Origin of the sequence: Corynebacterium freneyi (genome assembly GCF_030408835.1) — a bacterium.
GTDB classification, from domain to species: Bacteria; Actinomycetota; Actinomycetes; order Mycobacteriales; family Mycobacteriaceae; genus Corynebacterium; species Corynebacterium freneyi.
Genome location: NZ_CP047357.1, coordinates 374437 through 396254 on the forward strand (window position 1 = coordinate 374437; position 21818 = coordinate 396254).

General features: G+C 72.3%; 17 protein-coding genes. 12 read left to right on the forward strand and 5 right to left on the reverse strand.

Going from position 1 to position 21818, the window contains the following annotated elements:
* Nucleotides 1–235: 235 nt before the first annotated feature.
* The 7 genes from rpsH (at nt 236) to CFREN_RS01705 (ending at nt 4458) form a co-directional block, all read left to right on the forward strand.
* Nucleotides 236–634, forward strand: coding sequence for a 30S ribosomal protein S8 (gene rpsH / locus CFREN_RS01675; protein ID WP_035121300.1), 399 nt, complete (start codon nt 236–238; stop codon nt 632–634).
* Between the two features lie 15 nt (nt 635–649).
* Complete coding sequence (gene rplF / locus CFREN_RS01680) at nt 650–1186, forward strand: 50S ribosomal protein L6 (RefSeq protein WP_070523220.1); 537 nt, start codon at nt 650–652, stop codon at nt 1184–1186.
* Nucleotides 1186–1584, forward strand: a complete 399-nt coding sequence (rplR, locus tag CFREN_RS01685) for a 50S ribosomal protein L18 (RefSeq protein ID WP_035121295.1) — start codon at nt 1186–1188, stop codon at nt 1582–1584. Before rplF ends, rplR begins: the two co-directional genes overlap by 1 nt.
* A 37-nt stretch (nt 1585–1621) precedes the next feature.
* Entirely contained in the window at nt 1622–2251 is a 630-nt protein-coding gene (gene rpsE / locus CFREN_RS01690; protein WP_070523217.1) for a 30S ribosomal protein S5, read from the forward strand.
* 5 nt (nt 2252–2256) lie between these two features.
* Complete coding sequence (gene rpmD, locus CFREN_RS01695; RefSeq protein ID WP_035121291.1) at nt 2257–2442, forward strand: 50S ribosomal protein L30; 186 nt, start codon at nt 2257–2259, stop codon at nt 2440–2442.
* A 7-nt stretch (nt 2443–2449) separates the two neighbouring features.
* Complete coding sequence (gene rplO / locus CFREN_RS01700) at nt 2450–2896, forward strand: 50S ribosomal protein L15 (RefSeq protein WP_070523214.1); 447 nt, start codon at nt 2450–2452, stop codon at nt 2894–2896.
* 302 nt (nt 2897–3198) lie between these two features.
* Nucleotides 3199–4458, forward strand: a complete 1260-nt coding sequence (locus CFREN_RS01705; RefSeq protein ID WP_070523211.1) for a SidA/IucD/PvdA family monooxygenase — start codon at nt 3199–3201, stop codon at nt 4456–4458.
* Nucleotides 4459–4480: 22 nt separating this feature from the next.
* Here CFREN_RS01705 and CFREN_RS01710 read toward each other — a convergent pair whose 3' ends face one another.
* The gene (locus CFREN_RS01710; protein WP_141743078.1) at nt 4481–5125 is read right to left on the reverse strand and encodes a GNAT family N-acetyltransferase; all 645 of its coding nucleotides are present in this window, start codon (nt 5123–5125) and stop codon (nt 4481–4483) included.
* A gap of 76 nt (nt 5126–5201) precedes the next feature.
* Here CFREN_RS01710 and CFREN_RS01715 point away from each other — a divergent pair, with 76 nt between their 5' ends.
* Together CFREN_RS01715 and CFREN_RS01720 are read left to right on the forward strand one after the other, a co-directional pair.
* A complete protein-coding gene (locus CFREN_RS01715; RefSeq protein ID WP_244979562.1) occupies nt 5202–6218 on the forward strand; it encodes a FecCD family ABC transporter permease in 1017 nt (338 codons plus the stop codon).
* Complete coding sequence (locus tag CFREN_RS01720; RefSeq protein ID WP_070523205.1) at nt 6215–7306, forward strand: FecCD family ABC transporter permease; 1092 nt, start codon at nt 6215–6217, stop codon at nt 7304–7306. Before CFREN_RS01715 ends, CFREN_RS01720 begins: the two co-directional genes overlap by 4 nt.
* 38 nt (nt 7307–7344) lie before the next feature.
* On the opposite strand, the gene CFREN_RS01725 is transcribed toward CFREN_RS01720, so the two are convergent.
* From CFREN_RS01725 to CFREN_RS01735, 3 genes are read right to left on the reverse strand one after another with little or no spacing between them, the layout of a single operon-like run.
* Nucleotides 7345–10374, reverse strand: coding sequence for an acyltransferase domain-containing protein (locus CFREN_RS01725; protein WP_209654228.1), 3030 nt, complete (start codon nt 10372–10374; stop codon nt 7345–7347).
* Nucleotides 10371–11702, reverse strand: a complete 1332-nt coding sequence (locus CFREN_RS01730; RefSeq protein ID WP_209654226.1) for a beta-ketoacyl [acyl carrier protein] synthase domain-containing protein — start codon at nt 11700–11702, stop codon at nt 10371–10373. Before CFREN_RS01730 ends, CFREN_RS01725 begins: the two co-directional genes overlap by 4 nt.
* Entirely contained in the window at nt 11699–12469 is a 771-nt protein-coding gene (locus CFREN_RS01735; RefSeq protein WP_209654224.1) for a thioesterase II family protein, read from the reverse strand. The genes CFREN_RS01730 and CFREN_RS01735 overlap by 4 nt, the downstream gene beginning before the upstream one ends.
* A 136-nt stretch (nt 12470–12605) precedes the next feature.
* Here CFREN_RS01735 and CFREN_RS01740 point away from each other — a divergent pair, with 136 nt between their 5' ends.
* Nucleotides 12606–14462 (forward strand): ABC transporter ATP-binding protein, encoded by a 1857-nt coding sequence (locus tag CFREN_RS01740; RefSeq protein ID WP_083291647.1) that lies wholly within the window; start codon nt 12606–12608, stop codon nt 14460–14462.
* On the forward strand, nt 14459–16183 hold the full coding sequence (locus tag CFREN_RS01745) for an ABC transporter ATP-binding protein (RefSeq protein ID WP_209654222.1): 1725 nt from the start codon (nt 14459–14461) through the stop codon (nt 16181–16183). The genes CFREN_RS01740 and CFREN_RS01745 overlap by 4 nt, the downstream gene beginning before the upstream one ends.
* A gap of 43 nt (nt 16184–16226) precedes the next feature.
* Here CFREN_RS01745 and CFREN_RS01750 read toward each other — a convergent pair whose 3' ends face one another.
* Nucleotides 16227–17018, reverse strand: coding sequence for an ABC transporter ATP-binding protein (locus CFREN_RS01750; protein ID WP_209654220.1), 792 nt, complete (start codon nt 17016–17018; stop codon nt 16227–16229).
* Nucleotides 17019–17195: 177 nt separating this feature from the next.
* On the opposite strand from CFREN_RS01750, the gene CFREN_RS01755 reads away from it, so the two are divergent.
* Nucleotides 17196–21740 (forward strand): AMP-binding protein, encoded by a 4545-nt coding sequence (locus CFREN_RS01755; protein ID WP_209654218.1) that lies wholly within the window; start codon nt 17196–17198, stop codon nt 21738–21740.
* Nucleotides 21741–21818 lie beyond the last annotated feature (78 nt).

The window sequence follows — 21818 nt, forward strand, 5'->3', positions numbered from 1 at the left end:
GCTCCATGGACGCGCACCCCGCCATGCCCTCGGCACGGCGGTGCGGCCGGAGCAGGATTGCCAAGCAAATACTTTGCTGAAGGCCCCCCGCCCCGAATTACAGCGTCCCGCGCGTATCGGGTGGCGAGCCAACCGGGCTACTGAACCCGGCTGGCGCCAGTTGCCCCGAAAATCGCGTGGATCACGTGATGGGGTGGGAAGGAACCGCAGCGAGAAAGGAACGCGGTCACTCAACATGACCATGACTGATCCCATCGCCGACATGCTGTCGCGCGTGCGCAACGCCAACAACGCGTACCACGACACCGTCACGATGCCGTCGTCCAAGCTCAAGGCGAACATCGCCGGAATCCTCAAGCAGGAGGGCTACATCGAGGACTACAGCGTCGAGGACGCCAAGGTCGGCAAGACCCTGACCCTGAACCTCAAGTACGGCCCGTCCCGTGAGCGTTCGATCGCCGGCGTCCGCCGCGTGTCGAAGCCGGGTCTGCGCGTGTACGCGAAGTCCACCAACCTGCCGAAGGTCCTCGGCGGCCTGGGCGTGGCCATCATCTCCACGTCCCAGGGCCTGCTGACCGACCGTCAGGCCACCGAGAAGAAGGTGGGCGGGGAAGTCCTCGCCTACGTCTGGTAAGGGGGATATCGAACAATGTCGCGTATCGGCAACAGCCCCGTCGTCGTCCCGAGCGGCGTCACCGCCACCATCGACGGCCAGAACGTCACCGTCAAGGGCCCGAAGGGCGAGCTGACCACCACCATCCCGGAGCCCATCACGGCGTCCCAGGAAGATGGCCAGATCGTCGTCGCCCGTCCGGACGACCACCGCAAGAACCGCTCTCTCCACGGCCTGTCCCGCTCGCTGATCGACAACATGGTCATCGGCGTCACGCAAGGCTACACCATCAAGATGGAGATCTTCGGCGTGGGCTACCGCGTCCAGAAGAAGGGCAAGGACCTCGAGTTCGCCCTGGGCTTCTCCCACCCGGTCCTCATCGAGGCCCCCGAAGGCGTGACCTTCGACGTGGACGGCAACACCAAGCTGTCCATCACGGGCATCGACAAGCAGCAGATCGGACAGATCGCCGCCAACATCCGTCGTCTGCGGAAGGACGACCCCTACAAGGGCAAGGGCATCCGCTACGAGGGCGAGCAGATCCGTCGCAAGGTCGGAAAGACGGGTAAGTAATGAGCAACAAGAACGAAAAGCGCCTCCCGGTCGGCAAGGACATCTCGACGCGTCGCCGCGTCGCCCGCGCCCGCCGCCACGCGCGCCTGCGCAAGAACATCCGCGGCACCGCCGAGACCCCGCGTCTCGTGGTCCACCGCTCCTCGCGCCACATGACCGCCCAGATCATCGACGACACCGTCGGCCGCACCCTGGCCTCCGCGTCGACCCTGGACGCGGACATCCGGGCGATCGAAGGCGACAAGAAGGCCCGCAGCGCCAAGGTCGGCGAGGTCCTCGCCGCCCGCGCCAAGGACGCCGGCATCGACTCGGTCGTCTTCGACCGCGGCGGTTACCAGTACCACGGCCGCGTGGCCGCGCTGGCCGACGCCGCCCGCGAAGGTGGCCTGAAGTTCTAATGATGCAGACCAACAAGTTCTACGGAAGGAACGCGTGATGCCGGGACGTGAACGGCGTGACGGCGGACGTGGCTCCGCCGACAACCAGAACAACAACAACCGCCGCGACGGCGGTCGCGGTGGCCGCGACAACCGTCGCCAGCAGGACGAGCGCAACCAGTACATGGAGCGCGTCGTCACCATCAACCGCGTGTCCAAGGTCGTGAAGGGCGGTCGTCGCTTCAGCTTCACCGCCCTCGTGATCGTGGGCGACGGCGAGGGCAACGTCGGCGTCGGTTACGGCAAGGCCAAGGAGGTGCCGGCCGCGATCCAGAAGGGCGCCGAGGAGGCTCGCAAGAACTTCTTCCGCGTGCCGATGATCGCCGGCACCATCACCCACCCGGTGCAGGGCGAGGCCGCCGCCGGCGTCGTCATGCTCCGTCCGGCCGCCCCGGGTACCGGCGTCATCGCCGGTGGCGCGGTCCGCCCGGTGCTCGAGTGCGCCGGCATCCAGGACGTGCTGTCGAAGTCCCTGGGCTCCGACAACGCCATCAACGTCGTCCACGCCACCGTGGACGCCCTCAAGCAGCTGGTGCGCCCCGAAGAGGTCGCCGCTCGTCGCGGCAAGACCCTCGAAGAGGTCGCCCCGGCCGGTATGCTGCGCGCCCGCGCGGGACAGGGAGCGTGATTGACATGGCTCTGAAGATCACCCAGCTCCGCGGCACCGCGGGAACCAAGCAGAACCAGAAGGACTCGCTGCGCACCCTCGGCCTGAAGCGCCGGCACCAGTCCGTCGTCCGTCCGGATACCCCGGAGGTCCGCGGCCTGATCAACGCCGTGCGTCACATGGTCGAGGTCGAAGAAGTGGCGGGGGAGTAGGTAAATCATGACTGATCCCATCAAGCTCCACGACCTGGCTCCGGCCCCGGGCGCCAAGAAGGACAAGAACCGCGTCGGCCGCGGTGAGGCGTCCAAGGGCAAGACCGCCGGTCGCGGCACCAAGGGCACCAAGGCCCGCAAGCAGGTCCCGGCGGCGTTCGAGGGCGGCCAGATGCCGCTGCACATGCGCCTGCCGAAGCTGAAGGGCTTCAAGAACCCGGCGAAGGTGACCTTCCAGGTCGTCAACGTCTCGGATCTGGCCCGCCTCTTCCCGGAGGGCGGCGACGTCACCGTCGCCGACCTGGTCGCCAAGGGCGCCGTGCGCGCCAAGCAGCCGGTGAAGATCCTGGGCAACGGTGACATCGACGTCAAGGTCAACGTCACCGCCGACAAGTTCTCGGGCTCCGCGAAGTCCAAGATCGAGGCCGCCGGCGGTTCCGTCACCGAGGCGTAACGGCCTTGGTTCCGGGTCACCCCGCGTGACCCTGGGCGACGGCGGGTGGTTCGGCTCCGGTCGACCACCCGCTTTTTCGCGCCCCTCCCGGTTCGTCCGGGAGGGGCGCTTCGGCGTTATCGGGCGCGGCGGTCGTGCGCAACGGTGCTTGCCGGTTCGTGCAGCCGGGGTAGCGCGCGTGCGGGGCGGCGGCGGTGGTGCGCGGGTGGATCGGGATGCGTTGGATCCGGTAGAGGAATCAGGTAAGGGCAGGCTATCGTAAGCGAGTCTGGGTTGGTTTCACTATTGCGGAAGGTTACTCAATGTACGATTTGCTCATCGTCGGTGCGGGCCCCAAGGCAGCCGCCATCGGGGCACGGTGCGCGGCACTGACGTCGCTCGGCCGGCCGGCGCCGACGGTGGTCGCCGCCGATCCCCTCGGAGTCGGCGGATACTGGATGCCGGACGGGGGATGGACCGACGGTCTGCAGCGGTTGGGGACCGCCCCCGAAAAGGATCTCGGGTTCCCCTACACGTCCGCCGACGCCGAGCTCGACGAAGCGCTCTTCTCCTTCTCCTGGTGCGCCCACCTGCGCCACCGCGGGACGTACGACAGCTGGATTGATCGCGGGCGACCCGCCCCCACCCACAGGGAGTGGGCGGAGTACCTCCGCTGGGGCGTCGCCCGCAGCGGAATGCCGGTCATCCGCGAACGGGTTACGGAGCTGGAGGCGGATGGGGCGGGCTGGCTCGCGTCGCTCACCGACGGTTCCCGCACCCGCGTCATCCGGTCCCGGTCGGTCATGATCACGGGTCCCGGGCCCGCCACCCGCCGCATCACCCAACATCCCGCCGTGTGGTCCCTGGCCCGTTTCTGGTCCGGCGGCGCGGCGGAACTCCGGGGCCGCAGAATAGTCATCCTCGGGGCCGGCGAATCCGCCGCCGCCGCCGTGGCCGAGAGCGTCCGGGCGGACGCCGCCGAAATCACCATCGTGGCCCCGGGTCCCACGGTGTTCAGCCGCGGCGAAAGCTACCTCGAAAACCGCGTGTACACGCATCCCGACGAATGGGGCGGCCTCGCCGAGGCGGACCGCCACGCCGTCATCGCGCGCACCGACCGCGGCGTGTTCTCCAAGGAGAACCAAGGCGTCGCGGCGTTGTTCGGGGGCCTCCGGTTCGCCCGCGGTGCGGCGGTGTCCGTGCTGGAGCGCGACGGCGGGGTCATCCCCGTCGACGCCCGCGGCGCGACGCTGTCCGGTGCCGCGGACATCGTCGTCGACGCCCGGGGCGGCGACGCCACCTGGTTCCTCGGGCTCCTCGGCGCCGACGCCGCCGCCGCGCTCCCCTCTCGCCGGGAAAGGGACCTCGAGCGGCGCATCGATTGGAACTGCCGGGTCGAGGACATGTCCCCGCCGCTGTTCCTGCCCACGCTCGCCGCATTCCGGCAGGGCCCGGGCCTGGCGAACCTGAGTTGCCTCGGAACGCTGGCGGGCCGGGTTGTCGACGGGGTCGATGTCCTGGCGGGCGATCGCGGAGGGGCGGGGGATCGTCCCGCGGCGACCGTCGGCACGCACGGAGGCTGAGCCGCGGCGGCGCGGGCCGGGGTCAGCGCCCGGGGCTCCAGTCGGCTCGATGGACGGCCGACAGGCGAATCGTCCGGTCCGGGCGGACCTCGATTATCGTCCCCCCGGTCACGCCCGCTTTCGCGAGCGCCCGGTGGATGCGCGCGTTCCGGTGGTCCGGATCCGCCACGATGGTGTCGCAGAAGGGATCCGCATCGAACAGGGCCTCGATGAGATCCCGGAAGAACGAGGGGAAGACGCCCTTGCCCGTGAGCGACTCCTCCCCGATGGCGATGTGCACGCCGAGGTCATGGGGCGTGGACGGGTACACGGCCCCGACTTCGTCGCGGTGCGCCCGGTAGATCTCGACGTACCCGATGTCCCGTCCCCCGTACGACAAGATGCACGGTACGGAATACGTCCCGCCCAGACGCGCGATCGCGTCGGCCCGCCACCGCCCCGGGGGCCAGGGCTGTTCCCAGGTGTCGGCGAGATGCGGCTTGCGCATCCACGCCGAAATCCGTTCGGGATCGTTGCTGTCGGGGTCGACGGGGCGCAGGTCCATGTCTCCGACGCGCGGGGGCACCGGAGGCCCGTCGGGCAGCACGGACTCGGGGCCGAGGTCGGTTCGCAGCCGGGGCAGCCCAGCTGCTTCCTGCGTCGCCGACGTGGCGGGGGTCTGGTTCACGGGGGGGGGACTCCTGTTCCCGGGGAGAATCGTAGATGGACTATGGTAAAGCTAGCCTATTCAAGGATGGTGACGCTTGATAGATGCAAGTGCGGGGGGAAAGAATCGGCTCCTTTCGACGACGCCGCGCCGGATCGCGGCGTACCCGCTGATGATGCTGCTGTCCGCGGCGGCCGTCGCCGCGAGTCTCGCGCTCGGGACCGCGCGACTGCCCCTGCCGGACGTGTGGGCGGCCATCCACGATTTCGACCCGGAAAACCCCGCCCACGTCATCGTGCGGGAAACGAGGCTCCCGCGGACCCTCGTCGCCGCGATGGGCGGGGCCGGGTTCGCGGTGGCGGGCGTGGCCATGCAGGCGCTCATCCGCAACCCCCTCGCGGACCCCGGGCTCCTCGGCGTCAACGCCGGCGCCTCCTGCGCGGTGGCTGCCGCCGCGGTCCTGGGCATCTCCGCACCGGGGGACCAGGTCCGCTGGGCCCTCGCCGGCGCCTTCGCCGTATCCGCGCTGGTGATGTGGCTGGGTACGCTGACGCCCATCCGGCTGCTGTTGGTCGGGGTCGCGGTGACCTCCATCCTCACCGGCCTGACGACGGCCGCGACGCTCGTCGAACCCCGGGCATTCGACTTGATGCGCGGCTGGGCCACCGGTTCGGTGGACGGCCGCGGACTGGACGTCGTCGCGGCCGCCGGGCCCATCGTCGGCGCGGGAATACTCGTCGCGTTCGGCTGCGCCCGGGCCCTGGCCGCGATGCAGCTTGGCGATGAATCCGCGGCGTCCCTGGGAATCGGAATCCCCGGAATCCGTCTGCTCGTCGTGGCCGCGGTGGCGTGCATGGCCGGCGGCGCGACCGCTGCGGCGGGGCCGATCGCTTTCGCGGGGCTCCTCGCCGCACACATCGCGAGGCTCCTGGTCGGGCCGGATCCGCGCCGCATGATGGGCGTCGCGCTGTTCGCCGGCGCCGCGCTCCTCATCGTCGCCGACGTCGTCGGCAGGTTCATCGTGCAACCCGCCGAAATGCCCGCCGGGCTGGTGGTCGCGTTCCTCGGCGGACCGCTGCTGATCGCCCTCGTGCGGCGGAAGGGGATGAAATGACGGCAAGCACCGTGCCGGGGCGGGCGACCTGGACGGTGGGTTGGCGCGGCCGACCGGTGCGATTCGAGCGCCGCGCCGTCGTCGTGGCCGCCGTCGCGCTCGCCGGGCTCGCCGTGCTGGCGCTGTTCAGCATGGGCGTCGGCCCCGCATCCGCGGACCCGCCGACAGTATTGAAGGCGCTGTTCGCGGCCACCGGCGACCCGGCCACCGCCGGCGCCCTGAAATGGCGGACGCCCCGCATCGCCGTGGCGATCGTGGGCGGCGCCCTGCTGGCGCTGGGCGGCGCGCTCTTCCAGGTGCTCACCCGCAATCCCCTCGGCAGCCCGGACATCATCGGCTTCAACACGGGCGCATACACCGGCGCGCTGCTGGCCACGATGCTCCTGCCGCCCAGCCGCGGCAGAAACATCGGCGTCGGCGGCGTCAGCGTGCACGTCGGCGACTACGTCCCGGCGCTCGGCGCGTGCCTGGGCGGACTCGCCACAGCCGCCCTGGTCCTCGCACTGTCCGGCGCCCGCGCCCGGGGTGCCGACCACCGGCTCATCGTCGTCGGCATCGCGACGAGTGCCACCCTCACGGCCGTCAACGCCTACATCATCATGAAGACGGACATCAACTACGCGTCCGCGATGACGTCATGGAGCTTCGGATCGCTCAACGGGCTCCGCGCTCCCGACGCCGCCCCGCTGATCCTCGCGCTGCTCGCCATCGCCGTGGCGGTCCCCTGGGCGGCGCAGGCGGGGAAGGCGATGATGTGCGACGACGACGTGGCGACGGCAATCGGGGAACCCGTGCGCCGCACCCGCGTGGCCTTCCTCGTCATCGGGGTCACGGCCACCGCCGTGGTCACCGCGGTCATCGGCCCCGTCATGTTCGTCGCGCTCGCCGCTCCCCACATCGCCCGCGGGCTGACCCGCTCCGCCGGACTCGCGCTCGTCCCCACCGCGATCATCGGGAGCCTGCTGCTGCTCGGCGCCGACACCATCGCCCGCGCCGGGAGCATTGAAATCCCCGCGGGCGTGGTCACCATGATCATCGGCGGCGCCTACTTCTTCAGGTTGCTCCTGGGCGCCCGCGGGCGACGCTGAGGCCGCCGGGCCGCGGGAACGCGGGGCCGGGGGCCGCGTCAGCGGCGCACCCGGAGGTCCGCGATCGTCGCGGTCGACAGCAGTTCCGAGACCGGGACGTCGACGCCGACGTCGGCCAGCTTCCGCTGCAACTCGATGGCCTGCAGGGACGTGAGACCGAGCAACACCAGGGCCTTCCCTGGGTCGACCTGGTCCGCGTCGGGGTACCCCAGCACCGAGGCGCACAGCCCGCGGACGTCCGCGGCGGCGTCGTCGCCCGGCCCCGCGGGAGCGGTGGCGGGTGGGGTGGCGGAGCCGGTGGTTGCGGTGGTGGCGCACGCGGTCGGGGAGACGACGGCGGAGGCCACGTCCCCGTCGAGGTAAGCCGGCGCCCCCAGCGCGTCGTAGACGCGCCGGAGCATGCCCCAATCGGCCGCCGCGACGACCCCGACCCCGGGCCGCATGCGAATCGCCGCGGACACCGCCGTGACCGGGTCGAAAGGCAGCAGCCCGGTGCCCCCGTCGGCGGCACGGACCGCGTCGAAGCCCGGGGCGTCGTTCGAACCGGGCCACAATCCCCATCGGACGACGCGCCACTCCGGCCGATTGGCGCAATGGGCTTCGGCCGCGGCGACGGCGGCGGCGTAGGCCGTCGTATCCGGGTGCGCCAGCGTCGCCGCAATCGACGAACTCACCACGACCCGGCACCCCTCGGACAGCGGCAACCGGGCCAGGAGCCGATCGACGGCCGCCGACCGCAACCACGCGGCGTCGGAAAGCGAATCCGGGGAATCCAGCGACGGGTACGCCGACGCCGCGTGGATCACCGCCGTCGCCGGCCGCCCCACGGCGATGGGGGAAGGATCCGCCGAGATCGCGCCACCGCGGCTTTCCTCTCCGCCCACGTCGCGGTCCTCGCCCTCGTGCAGATCCACGCGCACGACGTCCATCGGGATCCCGGCGGCCCGTGCCGCGGCGGCGAGGTCGCGCGGGATGCGCGACGGCTCCCGCGTCAGCAACGTGATCCGGCCCGCCCCCAGGGCGATGAGGGCCCGGACCACGTGCCGCGCGACCTGGCCGCGGCCACCCGTGACGACGACGTGATCGAGGGCCCCGGCGCCGGCGGGGGACTCCCCGGCGTCGGGCGGACGAAGGCGCGGGACGAAAGTGCCGGAGTCGCGGACGGCGAGCGCCGCTTCACCGCGGGCGTTCAATGCCGCGACCGCCGCGGAGATGCACTCCGGCGTCATGTCGGGCCCCGGGAGGTCGATGTGCCGGAACCTGTACCCGCGCCGCGCCGCGAAGGCCCGCGCCAACGGCACGCACGCCGACTGCGCCGGCGAGGCCTCCGTCCCGTCCACCGCGTGCGCGCCGTACGTGAGGAAGACGAGCCGGGAGCCGCGCGGCGCGGCGGGCACCTCGTCGAGCGCCTTCCCCGTGGCCCGAATCGCGGTGGCGACGTCCCGGCCGCCGATGTCCGGCGACGGCGTACCGCACATGATTGTCGACGGCGCATCGTCCGCGGTGGCCCCGGCTTCCGGCAGGCCCTGTCTCCGCGCGGCATCGGCCAACCCCGTGGCCCACTCCGGCGCGGAACCCGCCTGAAACGGCGACGGCCGCTCCTGGCCCAGGTGCGGCAGCCGCACCCACCTCTCCTCCAGAATGACGGGCGGCGCCGGCTCGGCGGCGTCCGGGGCCGTGGGGGAAGCGGGGCCGACCCCGGCGCCGGGTGCCCCGGAATCCCCGGGGGAAAACCAAATCCGCGTTTCCGCGAAGGGCGACGCCGGGAAGTCCGGCGGGAATCCCACGTCGGCGCCGGGCCCGGCCGCCGAAACCGGTGCCAGCCCATTGGCCAACGCCGTCCGCCACCCCTGCGCCCACGTTTCGGGCCCGGCCGGGCCCGCACCGTCCGCGGTCGGGATGATCAACGGAGCCGAACCCGGCCGCGCGTGCCGCACGGTCTCGTCGATCGAACGCCCGATGGTTGCGAGCGCCGACATTTCCACGAACGCGACGTCGCCGTTTCCGGACGCCGCCTCGACGGCGTCGGCGAAGCGGACCGGGTTGCGCACGTTCGCGTACCAGAATTCCGCCTGGTCGCCGCCGGGCGGAATCGGGGCGCCGCACAATGCCGGGCTGACGCACTCCATGCGCCCCTCCCGGAATCCCGTCTCGCCCAGCTCCGCGTGGAGCCGCGAGATGAACGGCCCGCGGATCGGCGCCACCGCCGGCGTGTGCGCCGCGTACCCGACCGGCAGGAGCCGCGCGAATCCCCCGGACCGCGCGACCTCGTCGATGACGCCGGTCACCGCGTCCCGGGTACCGCCGACGCAGCACAGCGACGGGGCGTTGTGCACGGCGAGCTCCGCGTCGCCCGCCCACCCCGCGATGGCGGCGCGGCACCTCCGTTCGTCCCAGCCCACCACCGCCATGGCCTGTCGAGGCAGCGCGGCGACCAGCCCGGAGCGCGCCGCGACCACCGCGCAGGCGTCGGCGGGGGACGTCATCCCGGCGAACACCGCGGCGGCGATTTCGCCCTGCGAATGCCCGATGGCTGCGTCGACCGGCAGCCCGGCGCTTTCCCACAGGGCGGCGACGGCCATCATCTGCGTGAACAGCGCGGGCTGAACCGTGGTTTCGTCGACGTCGGCGGACGCGCGAGGATCCAGGAGATAGTCCCGGACGTCGATGCCGTGGTCGACCGCGAAGCGGCCGATGTACTCGTCCGCCACCTCGCGGACCACCGCGAACTCCCCGTGGAGGGGCGCGAGCAGGCCCGGGCGCTGTTGGCCCTGGCCGGGGAACACCGCCACCGTCTTCGGCCGCCGCGAAGGAACCGTGGCCGCCGCCACCCGCGGATGCGGGCGCCCCTCCGCGATATGGGCCAGCGCCGAGCGGAGCTCAGCCCCGCCCGAAGCGGACACCACCGCCCGATGCGGGGCGCGGGGGCGGGTGGCGGAAAGAGCATGCGCGACCTGCGCGGGCGTCGTCTCCGGACGCCTGCCGAGGTAGGAAAACAGCTGACGCGCCTCGGCGCGGAGCGACTCGGCCGTGCGCGCTTCGAGGACGATTGCGTCGGTGACGTTCATGACCGCCCCTCTTCCGGAAAGCCCACCAGGGCGTGGGTGACGGTGCCGCTGATTCCCAACGCGGAGATGCCGGCCGTGCGCCAGCCGCCCCGCGCCGGCCACGGTTCTTCCCCCGCGAGCGCCAGACCGGAACCGGCCCAGTCGATGGCGTCCGACGGTTCCCCCTCGAGGAGATGGCGCGGGATACTGCCCTCGCGGGCCCCGGCCATAAGGGCGCAGAGGCCGAGGCCGGAAGCCGCCGCCTGGGCGTGGCCCAGATGGCTTTTCGCCGAACGGATCGGGATGCGGCGCCCGTCCGCCGCGGCGGCGGCCCCGTACGTCGCCCCCAACGCGGCCAGCTCCACGGGATCCCCCGCCCGCGTGCCGGTGCCGTGGGCCTCGACGACGTCGACGTCGTCGTACCCCAAGCCGGAAATATCGAGGCAGCGCCGGATGGCCTCTTCGTGGGCGTCGCGATCGGGGACGTGCATCGGCGAACGGCCGCCGCCGTGCGTCGACGCGGAGGCATGGACGACCGCGATGGGGGTCCTGCCGCCGCCGCGGGCGGAACCGGCCGTCTCCAGGAGAAAAGCCGCGGACCCCTCGGACCAGACGACGCCCCGATCCTCTTTGCCGAAGGGGCGGCAACGCCCGTTCGCGGCGAGGGCGCCGAGCCGGGAGAACTCCACGAGCATGCCGGGGGAGCACAGCACGCTGACGCCGCCGGCGATCATCGTCGGCGCGGCGCCCGACCGGATCATGGCCGCCGCGTGGTCGATCGCCGTGAGCGCGCCGGCGCATCCCGCGTCGATGGTCACCGACGGGCCGCGAATGTCGAGCGCGTTGCTGATGCGCCCCGAAATGGTGCTCGCGGAGACTCCGACGAGCAGATCGCCGTGATACTCGCCCGGAACGCCGAAGCGGGGGCCGTAATCGTCGTGAAGCGCGGCGAATGCCACGCCCGCGTCCCGCAGCCTGTGGTCGCCCGGCCGCAGACCGGCGGCTTGGAAGGCGCGGAAAGCGCAGCGGACGGCGACGCGCTGGTGGGGGTCGATGAGGGCGGCCTCCCGCGGCGATACGCCGAACGCGGCGGGGTCCCACATCGTCGCCCCGGGGATCAGGCCGCAGGAATCCGGGATTCGCCCCCACCCCGGCGCATCCCCGAGACGGAGCAATCCTTCGACGTCCCAGCCGCGATCGCGTGGCAGCGGGCCGAGCGCGTCCGCGTCCCCGGACAGCGTCCCCCACAGCGTCGCCAACGAGGTGGCCCCGCCCGGGGCCTCGAGGGCGACGCCGGTGATCACGATTGCCCCGTCGTCGGCGAGGAGATCCTTCGGTGCGGCGATCATGGGACGGGCACCGCCACGGGGGTGCACGCGCGTCCGAGGAATTCGGCGACCGCCGGCAGCTGCGTGGACAAATAGAAGTGCCCGCCGCGGAAGAGCGACACCGAGCAGTCGGCCGTCGTGTGCGCGCGCCATCCCCAGAGCCGGGTGAAGGGGACGATCGGATCGGAGTCACCGCCCAGAACCGAGATCGGGCACGAAACCGCGGCGTCTTTCCCGCATCCGTAGGAGTCGGTCATGGCGTAATCGGCTCGGAGGGCCCCGATCGCCAGGGAGACGAGGTCCGGGTCGGCGAGGATCGCGTCGTCGGTTCCCGCCAGGCCCACCAACCGGTCGATGATCCCCCGGTCGGTCACGGGGTGCCGGGGCTCCGCCGCGACCGCGTGCGGCGGAACGGCCGCCGAAACGACGAGGTGCGCGACCGGCAATCCCTCGCGCCCGCAGCTCCGGGCGAGCTCGAAGGCGACCAGTGCCCCCATGCTGTGGCCGAAAATCACGAGTTCACGCGTATCGGCGGCCGGTTGCGCGGCCAACTCGCGGGCGACGGCGTCGGCGATGTCCGTGATTGACCGCGCCGGCGTCCGCCCGATCCGGTCCTGGCGCCCCGGGTACTGGACCACCGAGGGGGTGCACCAGGGCGCGCAAAGGTCGGACAGCTCCCGCTGCGACGACGCCCCGGCGCCGGCGTGGGGGCAGAGAATCAGGTGCGGCCCCGCGTGGCTGCGGGAAACCGAGAACCTGCGCAACCAATGGTCCTGCGTTGTGTGCAATGTCAGACTCCGACGTCGTTATCGAGGTGATGGGGCGGAATGAGGGCGCGAAACCGCGCGCAAAAAACAAACTAAGGCTAGCATTACCAATGTTGTAATGTCGGGCCTTTTTGGCGGGATCTCGGAAGGATGGTTCATGGAGACGGCGGAAACGGCGCGGGACGTGCCGGTGGACGGGGGGACGCGCTCCGGAGGACCCCCGGAAGCGGCGCCGGGGCACCGCGAACCCGGGCGTGAGGGACCCGGGCGCGACGAACCGGCCGGGTCGGTTGCGGCCGGATCCCTCGCGGAACTCACCGAACCGGTGGCGGGGCAACTTCGGGTGGCCGCCGCGTTGCAGGTCGTGGCGTCCGTCGCCGCAGTGGCGCCGTTGGCGCTCATCGGCGTGATCGGGACGCGCCTCGTCGAAGGGCGGACCGTGGGGGCCGGGATTGTGGCGGCGGTCATCACCGCGCTCGCGGTGAGGGCGCTCGCCGAAGCCGCCGCGCTCGCCGTGTCCCATTCGGCCGACGCACGTCTGCAGCACCATCTGCGGTGGCGGATCGTCACGGCGCTGTCGCGGGCGCCCTTGCGCTGGTTCAGCGCGACACCCTCGGGCACGGTGCGGCGCGCGGTGACGGACGACGTCGATGAACTGCACTTCCTCGTCGCGCACGCGCGCATCGAGCAAGTCGCGGGAGTGGTGACGCCCTTGGCGGGGCTCGCCTGGTGCGCCGTCCTCGACTGGAGGCTGGCGCTCGTCGCGGCTATCCCGCTCGTGGCCTACGGTGCTGCGTCCGCGGTGGCCATGCGGGGGGCGGCGGGGAAAATGGAGCGGATCGCGGAGACACTCGGCACGATGAGCGCGGCCATCGCCGATTTCGTCCACGGCATCGCCGTCGTGAAGATCTTCGGCACCCAGAAGACCGCCCACGAGCGGTTCGTGGAGGCCAGCCGGGAGTACCGGGCCACCTACGGGGCCTGGGCGCGGAGCCTCACGATGGGATCCGCGGTGGCCGGCGTCATGCTCTCGGCCCCCGTGATCCTGCTGATGATGATGGCGTTCGGGCTGTGGTTCATCGGGGCCGGGTGGGTGGGGCCGGTCGAGGTCATCACCGCGGCGCTGATCGCGATGGTGATTCCGTCGACCGTCGTGTCCCTGGGGTTCAGCGCCCAATATCGCAGGCAGGCCGAGGCGGCGGCGCAGCGCATAGCCGACATCCTCCGCGTCGAGGCCCTGCCGGAGGCCCGGGAACCCGCCCGGATCGCCGACGGATCCATCGAGATCGATCGCGTGACGTACCGGTACGGGGATGGCGCGGCGGTCCTCCGGGACGTGACCCTGTCCGTTCCCGACGGCGCGAAAGTGGCCCTCGTCGGTCCCTCGGGAGCCGGGAAGTCGACGCTGGCGACGCTCGTCGCGCGTTTCGACGACCCGTCGTCGGGCGCAATCCGGATCGGGGGCGCCGATGTCCGGGACATTCCGCCCGCGCAGCTCAACGACACCGTCGCCTTCGTGCTGCAGGACACCGAGCTGGTCAGCATGTCCATCGCGGACAACATCCGCCTCGGGCGCCCGGGGGCGACGATCGACGAGATCCGCGAAGCGGCGCGCCGGGCGCAGGTCCACGACGACATCATGGCGCTTCCCGACGGTTACGCGACGCCCGTCGACTCCGACGCATCGCTGTCCGGGGGACAGCGACAGAGAATCGCCATCGCCAGGGCGCTGCTGAAGAATGCGCCGGTGGTCATCCTCGACGAGGCCACCGCTTTCGCCGACCCCAACTCGGAGGCGCAAATCCAGCGTGCTTTGAGCGCCCTTGCGGCGGACTCCACGGTGCTGGTCATCGCTCACCGCCTCCACACCATCGCCCATTGCGACCGGATCGCCGTGCTCGACCGCGGGAAGGTCGCGGAGTGCGGCACGCATGACGAGCTGCTGGAGCTCGGCGGACTGTACGCCGATCTGTGGGGGCGGCTCAACGCGGACGAAAGGGGCGGGAAGGAATGATCCGCGCACTGTTGTCCATCGTCGACGATGGGCGCCGCCCACGCGTCGTCGCCCAACTCCTGGTCGCCGTGGTGTACGGGGCGTTGTCGGGGGCGGCGATGGCCCTGCTGGTCCCGTTGGCCCGTGCGCTCGTCGACGATCCCCCCGCCGCGACGGGGTGGCTCGTGGCCCTGGCAGTGCTGGTCGCGGTCGCCGCGGCGCTGCATTTCTTCCAGGCCCTGGCGATGAACGCGATGGCCCTGGAAGTCGTCGGCGGCATGCATGAACGCGCGGCAGATGCCCTGGTCGACGTCCCGTTGTCGTGGTGCACCCGCGAGCGTGCGGCGTCGGTGTCGGACGCGCTCATCACGGGCACGACCGCGGTGGGGATGTCCGTCGCCCATCTGCTGAGCCCGGTGGTGTCCACGTTCTCCGGCGGAATTGTCCTGGTCATCGCCGTCGGCGCGCTCGACGTGTCGCTGGCGGCGGCGCTCCTGGCCGGGGCGCTGATCCTCTGGGGGATGAACCGTTGGGCGGGAAAGGTCGTCGAGCGGGGGGAGCGCGACGTCCACGCCCGGCGCATCGCCGTGCAGGGCGCCGTGGTCGACTTCGCCCGGCACCAGGCCGTGCTGCGGGCCTCCGGGGTCGACGCGGCGTCGTACGCGCCGATCGCCGGGGCGCTTGACGACGAACGGGTGACGAACCGGAGGGTCGGGGCGAAAACGACGGTGGCCTCGATGCTCGGCGGCGCGGGGGTCCAGGCCGTCTTGTCAGCGGTCATCGTCATGGCGGTGTACGGCGGAATCGGCGGTGCCACGGATGCGGCGACCACGTTGGCCGTCATCGCCTTGGCCGCGCGGTTCACCGGCCCGCTGACCGAGCTGGCCGGTTTGTCCAGCGCCCTGCGGGTGACCGCGACCCGGATCGGCCGCATCTCCGAAATCACCGGGGCACCGTCGCTTCCCCGTCCCGTGGAAGGGGCTGAGCCGGACGGGGCCGGGACCGTCGTATTCAAGGACGTGGTCTTCGGGTACGAGGGGGAGGGGCCCGTGCTGAACGGCCTTTCCTTCTCGGTCGCGCCGGGCGAGGTGGTGGGGCTCATCGGCCCGTCGGGCTGCGGCAAGAGCACCGTGCTGAAACTCATCGCCCGCTTCATGGACGTCGGTTCCGGGTCGGTCACGGTGTCCGGGCATGACGTCCGGGAGTACCGGGCCACCGACCTGATGGGCCAGCTGTCGGTGGTGTTCCAGGACGTGCACCTGTTCGACGGCACGTTGTGGGACAACATCGCGGTCGGGCGCCCGGACGCGGGACGGGACGAAATTCTGGCCGCGGCCCGCGCTGCGGGCGTCGGGGAAATCGCGGCGCGCCACGACGACGGATTCGATCTCCGGGTCGGGGAAGGCGGCAAACGGCTGTCCGGCGGCGAACGGCAGCGCATCTCCCTTGCGCGGGCGTTGCTGAAGGACGCCCCGATCGTCCTCCTCGACGAGGCCACCTCCTCCCTGGACGCCCACAACGAGCACCACGTGTTGCGGGGCATCGGCGAACTGGCCCGCACCAGGACCGTCATCATGGTCGCCCACCGGCCGTCGGCCCTGCGGCACTGCGACCGGTTCATCGTCCTGGGGCCCGACGGGAGCGTCGAGGCGACGGGCGACGAGGCGACCCTGGTCGAGGTCAGCGACACCTACCGGAGCTTCCGGGAGGCGGGAAACGCGGCGGCGGCCTGGGAACTCTGAGCCGGGACGCCGCCTCGGCGCCGGGCCCGGTTCGGGCGCCGGGTCACCGGCTCCGGCCGAGGGGCACGATCAGGGGGCGGTCGCTCACCGGGTCCTCGAGCAGGACCGCGTCGAGGCCGAATACGTCCCGGAGCAGGTCCACGGTGAAGACCTCCCCGGGCCGCCCGGCGGCCACGACCGCGCCGTCGCGCATGACCACGGTTTCATCCGCGTAGCGCGCGGCGAGAAGAAGATCGTGGAGGACCACCCCGACCGTCTTCCCGTGATCGCGGTGCAAGTCCCGGATGAGCTCCAGGACCTCGATGCAGGTGGCCAAATCGAGGTACGTGGTGGGCTCGTCGAGCAACAGCACCTCGGTGTCCTGCGCCAGGGCCATGGCGATCCAGGCGCGTTGGCGCTGCCCGCCCGACAGGGCGTCGACCTCCTCGTCTGCGAAGCCGTCCATCCGGGTCAGGGCCAGGGCCCGCGCCACCGCCCGTTCGTCATCCCCGTCCCAGGGCCGCGTCAGGGACCTGTGGGGGTGCCTGCCGAGCGCGACGAGATCGGAGACCAGCAGGCCGTCGGGGGCGGACGGCGCTTGCGGGAGCAGCCCCAGTTTCCGGGCGACCGCCTTGGTCGGCAGCCGGTGGATGTCCCTGCCGTCGAGGATCACGGTTCCGCCGCGGAGCGGGACGAGCCTGGCGCACGATTTGAGCAACGTGGATTTCCCGCATCCGTTGGGGCCGACGACGACGGTCAGCTTCCCGGCCGGCAGCGTGACGCTGACGTCGCGGAGCACCTCGTGATTTCCGTATCCGACGCGAAGGCGGTCGGCGTGCAGGGGTGGGGGATGCACCGGTTTCTCCCGTCTCGGCCGACGCGGCCGCAGTATGGGCCAACGGCCCGATTCGGTCGGCGCGGGCGCGATTCGGGGCGCCCGATCCGCCCGCGCCGCAAGTTCGGATTTAAAGCTACCGCGTTGGACCTAAGTATGTATGCTTAGCCTAGGCTAACGCAACTTAGGAGGCGGATGGTGGCGGAATCGGCGCGCGCCGACCGGTTGGCGGCGCTCCGGCGACGCCGGGCGGCGCAGGTGGCGGGGGTGGGCGAACGTGGCCCGGGCGCATCGGAATCCGATGCGCGGGTGATTCTCACCCGGGCTCAGCGCCGGCTGTGGGAGGCCGCCCGGACGGATCCCACCGGCGGGGCTTTCACGGTCGGGATGAGTTACCGGTTCCGGGATTCCGTCCCCGTCGGCAGGCTCATCGCGGCGCTGGACCGGGTGGCGGCGGCGCACCCCGCCCTACGTTCGACGCTGACGACCCCCGGTGCGGGACCATCGCCGGAAGAGGCCGCGTCGGCCGCGGCCCCGCGGGTCATCGTGCATGACCGGCCCCCGGCGCCGCCGCGCGTCGTCGACGAGTCGGACCACGCCGACGCGGCCGCCGAAGCAATGGAAATGCGGTGGGACCTGCACCGCGAGGCCCCGGTGCGGTTCATCGTCGGTGTCGCCGGCGCGGACGCCGCCCGGTTGGCGATCGTCGCCCACCATCTGTGGTGGGACGACGCGTGCTGGGCGATACTCGCCCGCGACGTCGACGCCGCCCTGCGCGGGGAACACGTGCCGCCGAGGTCCCTCGCCGCGCCGGAACCGACGCGCCCGGCGCCATCTGCCGGGGACGGGCGGGGAGCCTCGGCATGCCTGCCCACCGGGCTCGTCGCGAAACCCGGATGGGGGGCAGCGCCGGCGCAATCCATCGAAACGCCGATTGCCCCGAAAACCGGTCGCCGAGTCATGGAGCGGTGCCGCGAACTCGGGGTGCGCCCGGCGGCCGTGGTGTTGGCGGCGCTCGCGGAGGCGATGCCCTCGCCGGAAGCCGGCGTCACCGTGGCGATGCCCGTCCTGCTGCGCCACGGCGACCCGGCCGAGGGCGCCCCGATCACGTACCGGGGAAACAGCGTGCTCATCGACGTGCCGCCGGGATGGACCGGCGATGACGCGGTGCACTCCGCCGCCGGCCACCTGGCGGACGCCCTCGACGACGCCGAACTGGACATCGCCGACGTCCTGCAACGGCATCGCACGACGATGCCGGACGTCAGCCTCGTATTCGAGGAAACTCGGGCGCCCGGGCCGTGCGGCTCGACCGGTGCGCCCCTGCGCAACGGGATCATCGGCGAGCCCCTCTCGGTGCGGGCGAACACCGCGGGCGGAGCGCTGGAAGTGTCGGTCGACCATCAACCCGGGCGGGTGCCGCCCGGGGTGGCGCACGCATTCGCCGGTCGCCTGGCCCGGGCAATCCGCGCCTTCGCGGAGCCGGACGGGCCCGCGGAGCCGGACGGGCCCGCGGCGGGCACCACCACCGGCGACGCTGCGGCGGTGGAGGGGACGGACGCGGGAGGATCCGCCGAGTCCCCGGTCGAACTCATCGCCGAGTGGTTCCGCGACACCCCGGGCGCATGCGCGGTGCGCGAGGGCGACCGCTCCTGGACCTACGGTGAACTGGAGACCGAGGTGAGGTCGCTCGCCGGCGAATTGGCCCGGCGGAACCCGCGGCGGGCCCCGATCGCCTATGCCCTGGGCCGGGGGTACCGGGCGATCACGGTTCTCCTGGCCTGCCTGAGGGCGGGTATCCCGGTGACCGAAATCAGCCCCAGGGTGCCGGCCGCCCGCCTCGCCGCCATGCTGGTCTCCGCCGACGTGCACGCGGTCGTGCACGGCGACGACTGCCCGGACGCCGTAAGGCGGGCATGCGGCGACAGGATCGGGTTGTGGGACTTCGGGGACCTCGCCGACCCCGCCGCGACCGTCGCCGCCGGCGCGTCCCGCGCGGCGGTGGAACCGCCGACGCGCGGGGTCCCGGACGTCGCGCCGGACGGCGACGACGTCGCCTGCGTCGTCTTCACCTCCGGGACGACGGGGCTGCCCAAACCCGTCGACGTCACCCACCGGGGCCTGGCCCGCCACGCCGAATGGGCGCTGCGCGGACGGCGCCGCCGCGGCGGCATCCGTCTCCTGCACGCGGCCCCGCCGGGCTTCGACGCATCCATAGGGGAAGTGGTCATGACGTTGGCCGCCGGCGGGGAACTCCTCTGCGCCCCCGCCGGGACGGAATTCGATGCCCGGCGCATGCTCGATCATGTCGCGGCGTACGGGGCGACGTTCGTCCACGGGGTCCCCGCCGTCGTCGAGCAGCTCGTCCTTGAGGCGGAGTCCCGGCCGACGGACGCGTTGGGATCGGTCGAATGGGTGCTCTGCGGCGGCGACCGGTTCCCCGGCCCGCTGCGGAACCGGATGCACGGGATCATGCCGCGGTGCTCGGTCGCGAACTGCTACGGGCCGACGGAGACGACGCTCGCCGCGACGATGGGGATCCTCGCCGCCGACCCCGTGAATCCGGTGGTGCACGTCGGCGAACCCCGCCCGGATCTGACCGCGGAAATCCTCGACGAGAAGCTGCGCCCGGTGCCCGACGGGCGAATCGGGGAGCTGTACTTGTCCGGCGACGGATTGGCGCGCGGGTACCGGGGCATGGCGGCGGAAACGGCGGCGCGGTTCGTGGCGGCCCCCGGCGGGCGGCGCCGCTACCGGACCGGGGACCTGGCGTCCCGGACGCCGGAGGGGCTGGTGTGCCACGGACGGATCGACGATCAGGTGAAAGTCCGCGGCGTACGGTTCGAACCGGGCGACGTGGAGGCCGCGCTGCTCGCCCATCCCGGAGTCCATGCCGCGGCGGTGACCGTCCGGGACGGGGTCGTCAGGGGTTTCGCGGTCACCGACGGCGGGCACGGCAACCGTCCCGACCTGGTGGCCCACGCCGCCCGGCTGCTGCCGGAGGCGATGGTCCCGGCGGTCGTCGAGGCGCTTGGGCACCTGCCCCTCAACCGCAACGGCAAAGTCGACCGGGATGCGCTGGCGCGGCGGCCCCTGTCGTCGCGGGAATCCGGGGACGGCGGGGCCCGCGCTGCGTCGGCGGCTACGCCCGGAACCCCGGCCCCGCTCGACGACGGTGGTCCGGCGGATCGGATCGCGGCCATGATGGCCGAGTGCCTCGGGGCCGACGACGTGGGCGTCGACGATTCCTTCTTCGCCCTCGGCGGGCACTCGCTGATGGTCCTCCGGCTGACCCACCGGCTCCGGGAACTCGGGCTGCACGTGACCATGCGGGACGTCATCGACAACCCGACGGCCCGGGCGTTGGCTCGGCTCTCGGGCGACGGCCCCACGGGATCGGGCGCGGTGGCCCGCGTCGGGGACGACGCCCGGTACGGTGCCGGAGACGACGCCCCGGACGGCCCCGCCGACCACCCGCTGACCCCGGCGCAGCATCGCATGTGGGTGATCGACCGGGTCACGGACGACGGATACCGGATCGTGGTGCCGATGGTGCTTCGGGGACCACGCGACGATGCCGCGCTGATCGGCGCCGTCGCCGACGTCGTCGCGGCCCATGAGGGGCTGCGCACCACCTACCCCGTCGTCGACGGACACCCCGTGCAACGAATCCACCCGGACGGGCCGACGCTGGCGTGGACGAACCTCCCCGCCGGGGAAGTGCCGGGCCACGTGGCGCAGATGCTGGCCAGGCGCTGGAACGTGGCGGAGGAGATTCCGGTGCATTTCGAATGCGTGGCCGTGGGCGCGGAACGGGCGGTGCTCGTCGTCGCGGTCCACCACATCGCCGCGGACCACTCGTCCCTGGAAACCCTCTTCGACCACCTTGCGGCGGCGTACGAGGCGCGTTTGGGGAACAGCCGCTGGTCGCCCGGCCCGATTGCGCAGCCCCGGGACATCGGGGCCCGCGCCCGCCGGAGCCGATCGGGTCCCGGGGCGGCGGCGCTGGGGCGGTGGTGGGCGGCGGAGCTCGAAGGCTACGTCGATCTGCCCGAACCGACCGCCGCGCACCCCGGCGCCTCGCCTCGTGCGGGCGTCGTCCGGGCGGCCATCGGCGGGGAGGCGTTCGCCTCCGCCGCCCGCCGCGCCGCCGACGAGGGAATCACGCCCTTCGCGGGCTTCCTCGCCGAGGTGGCGCGCGTCCTGGCCGCCCACACGGGCCGCGACGATCTGATCGTCGGGGTGCCCGCCGCGATCCCGGACGCCGCCGCAGCCGAATCGGTGGCCCTCGGCGTCGATTTGGTGCCCGTGCGGCTGAACCGCGCTGACGCCGGCGGCGCCGACGCCCGCAGGGCCGCGTTCGTCGCGCTGGCCGACGCAATCGGGCACGCCGAGTTGCCGTTCGACGACATCGTCCGCGCGGTCGGGGCGCGGCGCGCCGCCACCACGCGGCCGCTCGTCCGCCACCTGGCCCAGGGGCGCAATCAGCGCCGGCCGCGGATGACGGACCGCCTCGAGTGGGCCATCGCACCGACCCGGCCCGCCGACGCGCCGTACGACACCACCTGGGACTTGGAGATCCGCGACGACGGGGACGCGTTCATCGAGCTCGTCTACGACCGCCGGTACGTCGGCGACGACGTCGCGCGGTCCATGCACCGGGATGTGCTCGAGGCGTTCACGGCGGCCGGATCCCGGTCGGGCGAACCCGGGGCGAACGTGCCGTGCCCGACCGGATCGTGATCCGGCGGCCCGGCCCGCGTGCGATCGCCGCCGACACGCGGCCCACCGAAACACGGCCCCGATACACGACCTCACCAT

What these genes read in the sequence shown, in the direction of transcription:
- rpsH (WP_035121300.1), top strand. Translation starts at nt 236, where the DNA reads ATGACCATGACTGATCCCATCGCCGACATGCTGTCGCGCGTGCGCAAC.
- rplF (WP_070523220.1), top strand. Translation starts at nt 650, where the DNA reads ATGTCGCGTATCGGCAACAGCCCCGTCGTCGTCCCGAGCGGCGTCACC.
- rplR (WP_035121295.1), top strand. Translation starts at nt 1,186, where the DNA reads ATGAGCAACAAGAACGAAAAGCGCCTCCCGGTCGGCAAGGACATCTCG.
- rpsE (WP_070523217.1), top strand. Translation starts at nt 1,622, where the DNA reads ATGCCGGGACGTGAACGGCGTGACGGCGGACGTGGCTCCGCCGACAAC.
- rpmD (WP_035121291.1), top strand. Translation starts at nt 2,257, where the DNA reads ATGGCTCTGAAGATCACCCAGCTCCGCGGCACCGCGGGAACCAAGCAG.
- rplO (WP_070523214.1), top strand. Translation starts at nt 2,450, where the DNA reads ATGACTGATCCCATCAAGCTCCACGACCTGGCTCCGGCCCCGGGCGCC.
- CFREN_RS01705 (WP_070523211.1), top strand. Translation starts at nt 3,199, where the DNA reads ATGTACGATTTGCTCATCGTCGGTGCGGGCCCCAAGGCAGCCGCCATC.
- CFREN_RS01720 (WP_070523205.1), top strand. Translation starts at nt 6,215, where the DNA reads ATGACGGCAAGCACCGTGCCGGGGCGGGCGACCTGGACGGTGGGTTGG.
- CFREN_RS01725 (WP_209654228.1), bottom strand. Translation starts at nt 10,374, where the DNA reads ATGAACGTCACCGACGCAATCGTCCTCGAAGCGCGCACGGCCGAGTCG.
- CFREN_RS01730 (WP_209654226.1), bottom strand. Translation starts at nt 11,702, where the DNA reads ATGATCGCCGCACCGAAGGATCTCCTCGCCGACGACGGGGCAATCGTG.
- CFREN_RS01740 (WP_083291647.1), top strand. Translation starts at nt 12,606, where the DNA reads ATGGAGACGGCGGAAACGGCGCGGGACGTGCCGGTGGACGGGGGGACG.
- CFREN_RS01745 (WP_209654222.1), top strand. Translation starts at nt 14,459, where the DNA reads ATGATCCGCGCACTGTTGTCCATCGTCGACGATGGGCGCCGCCCACGC.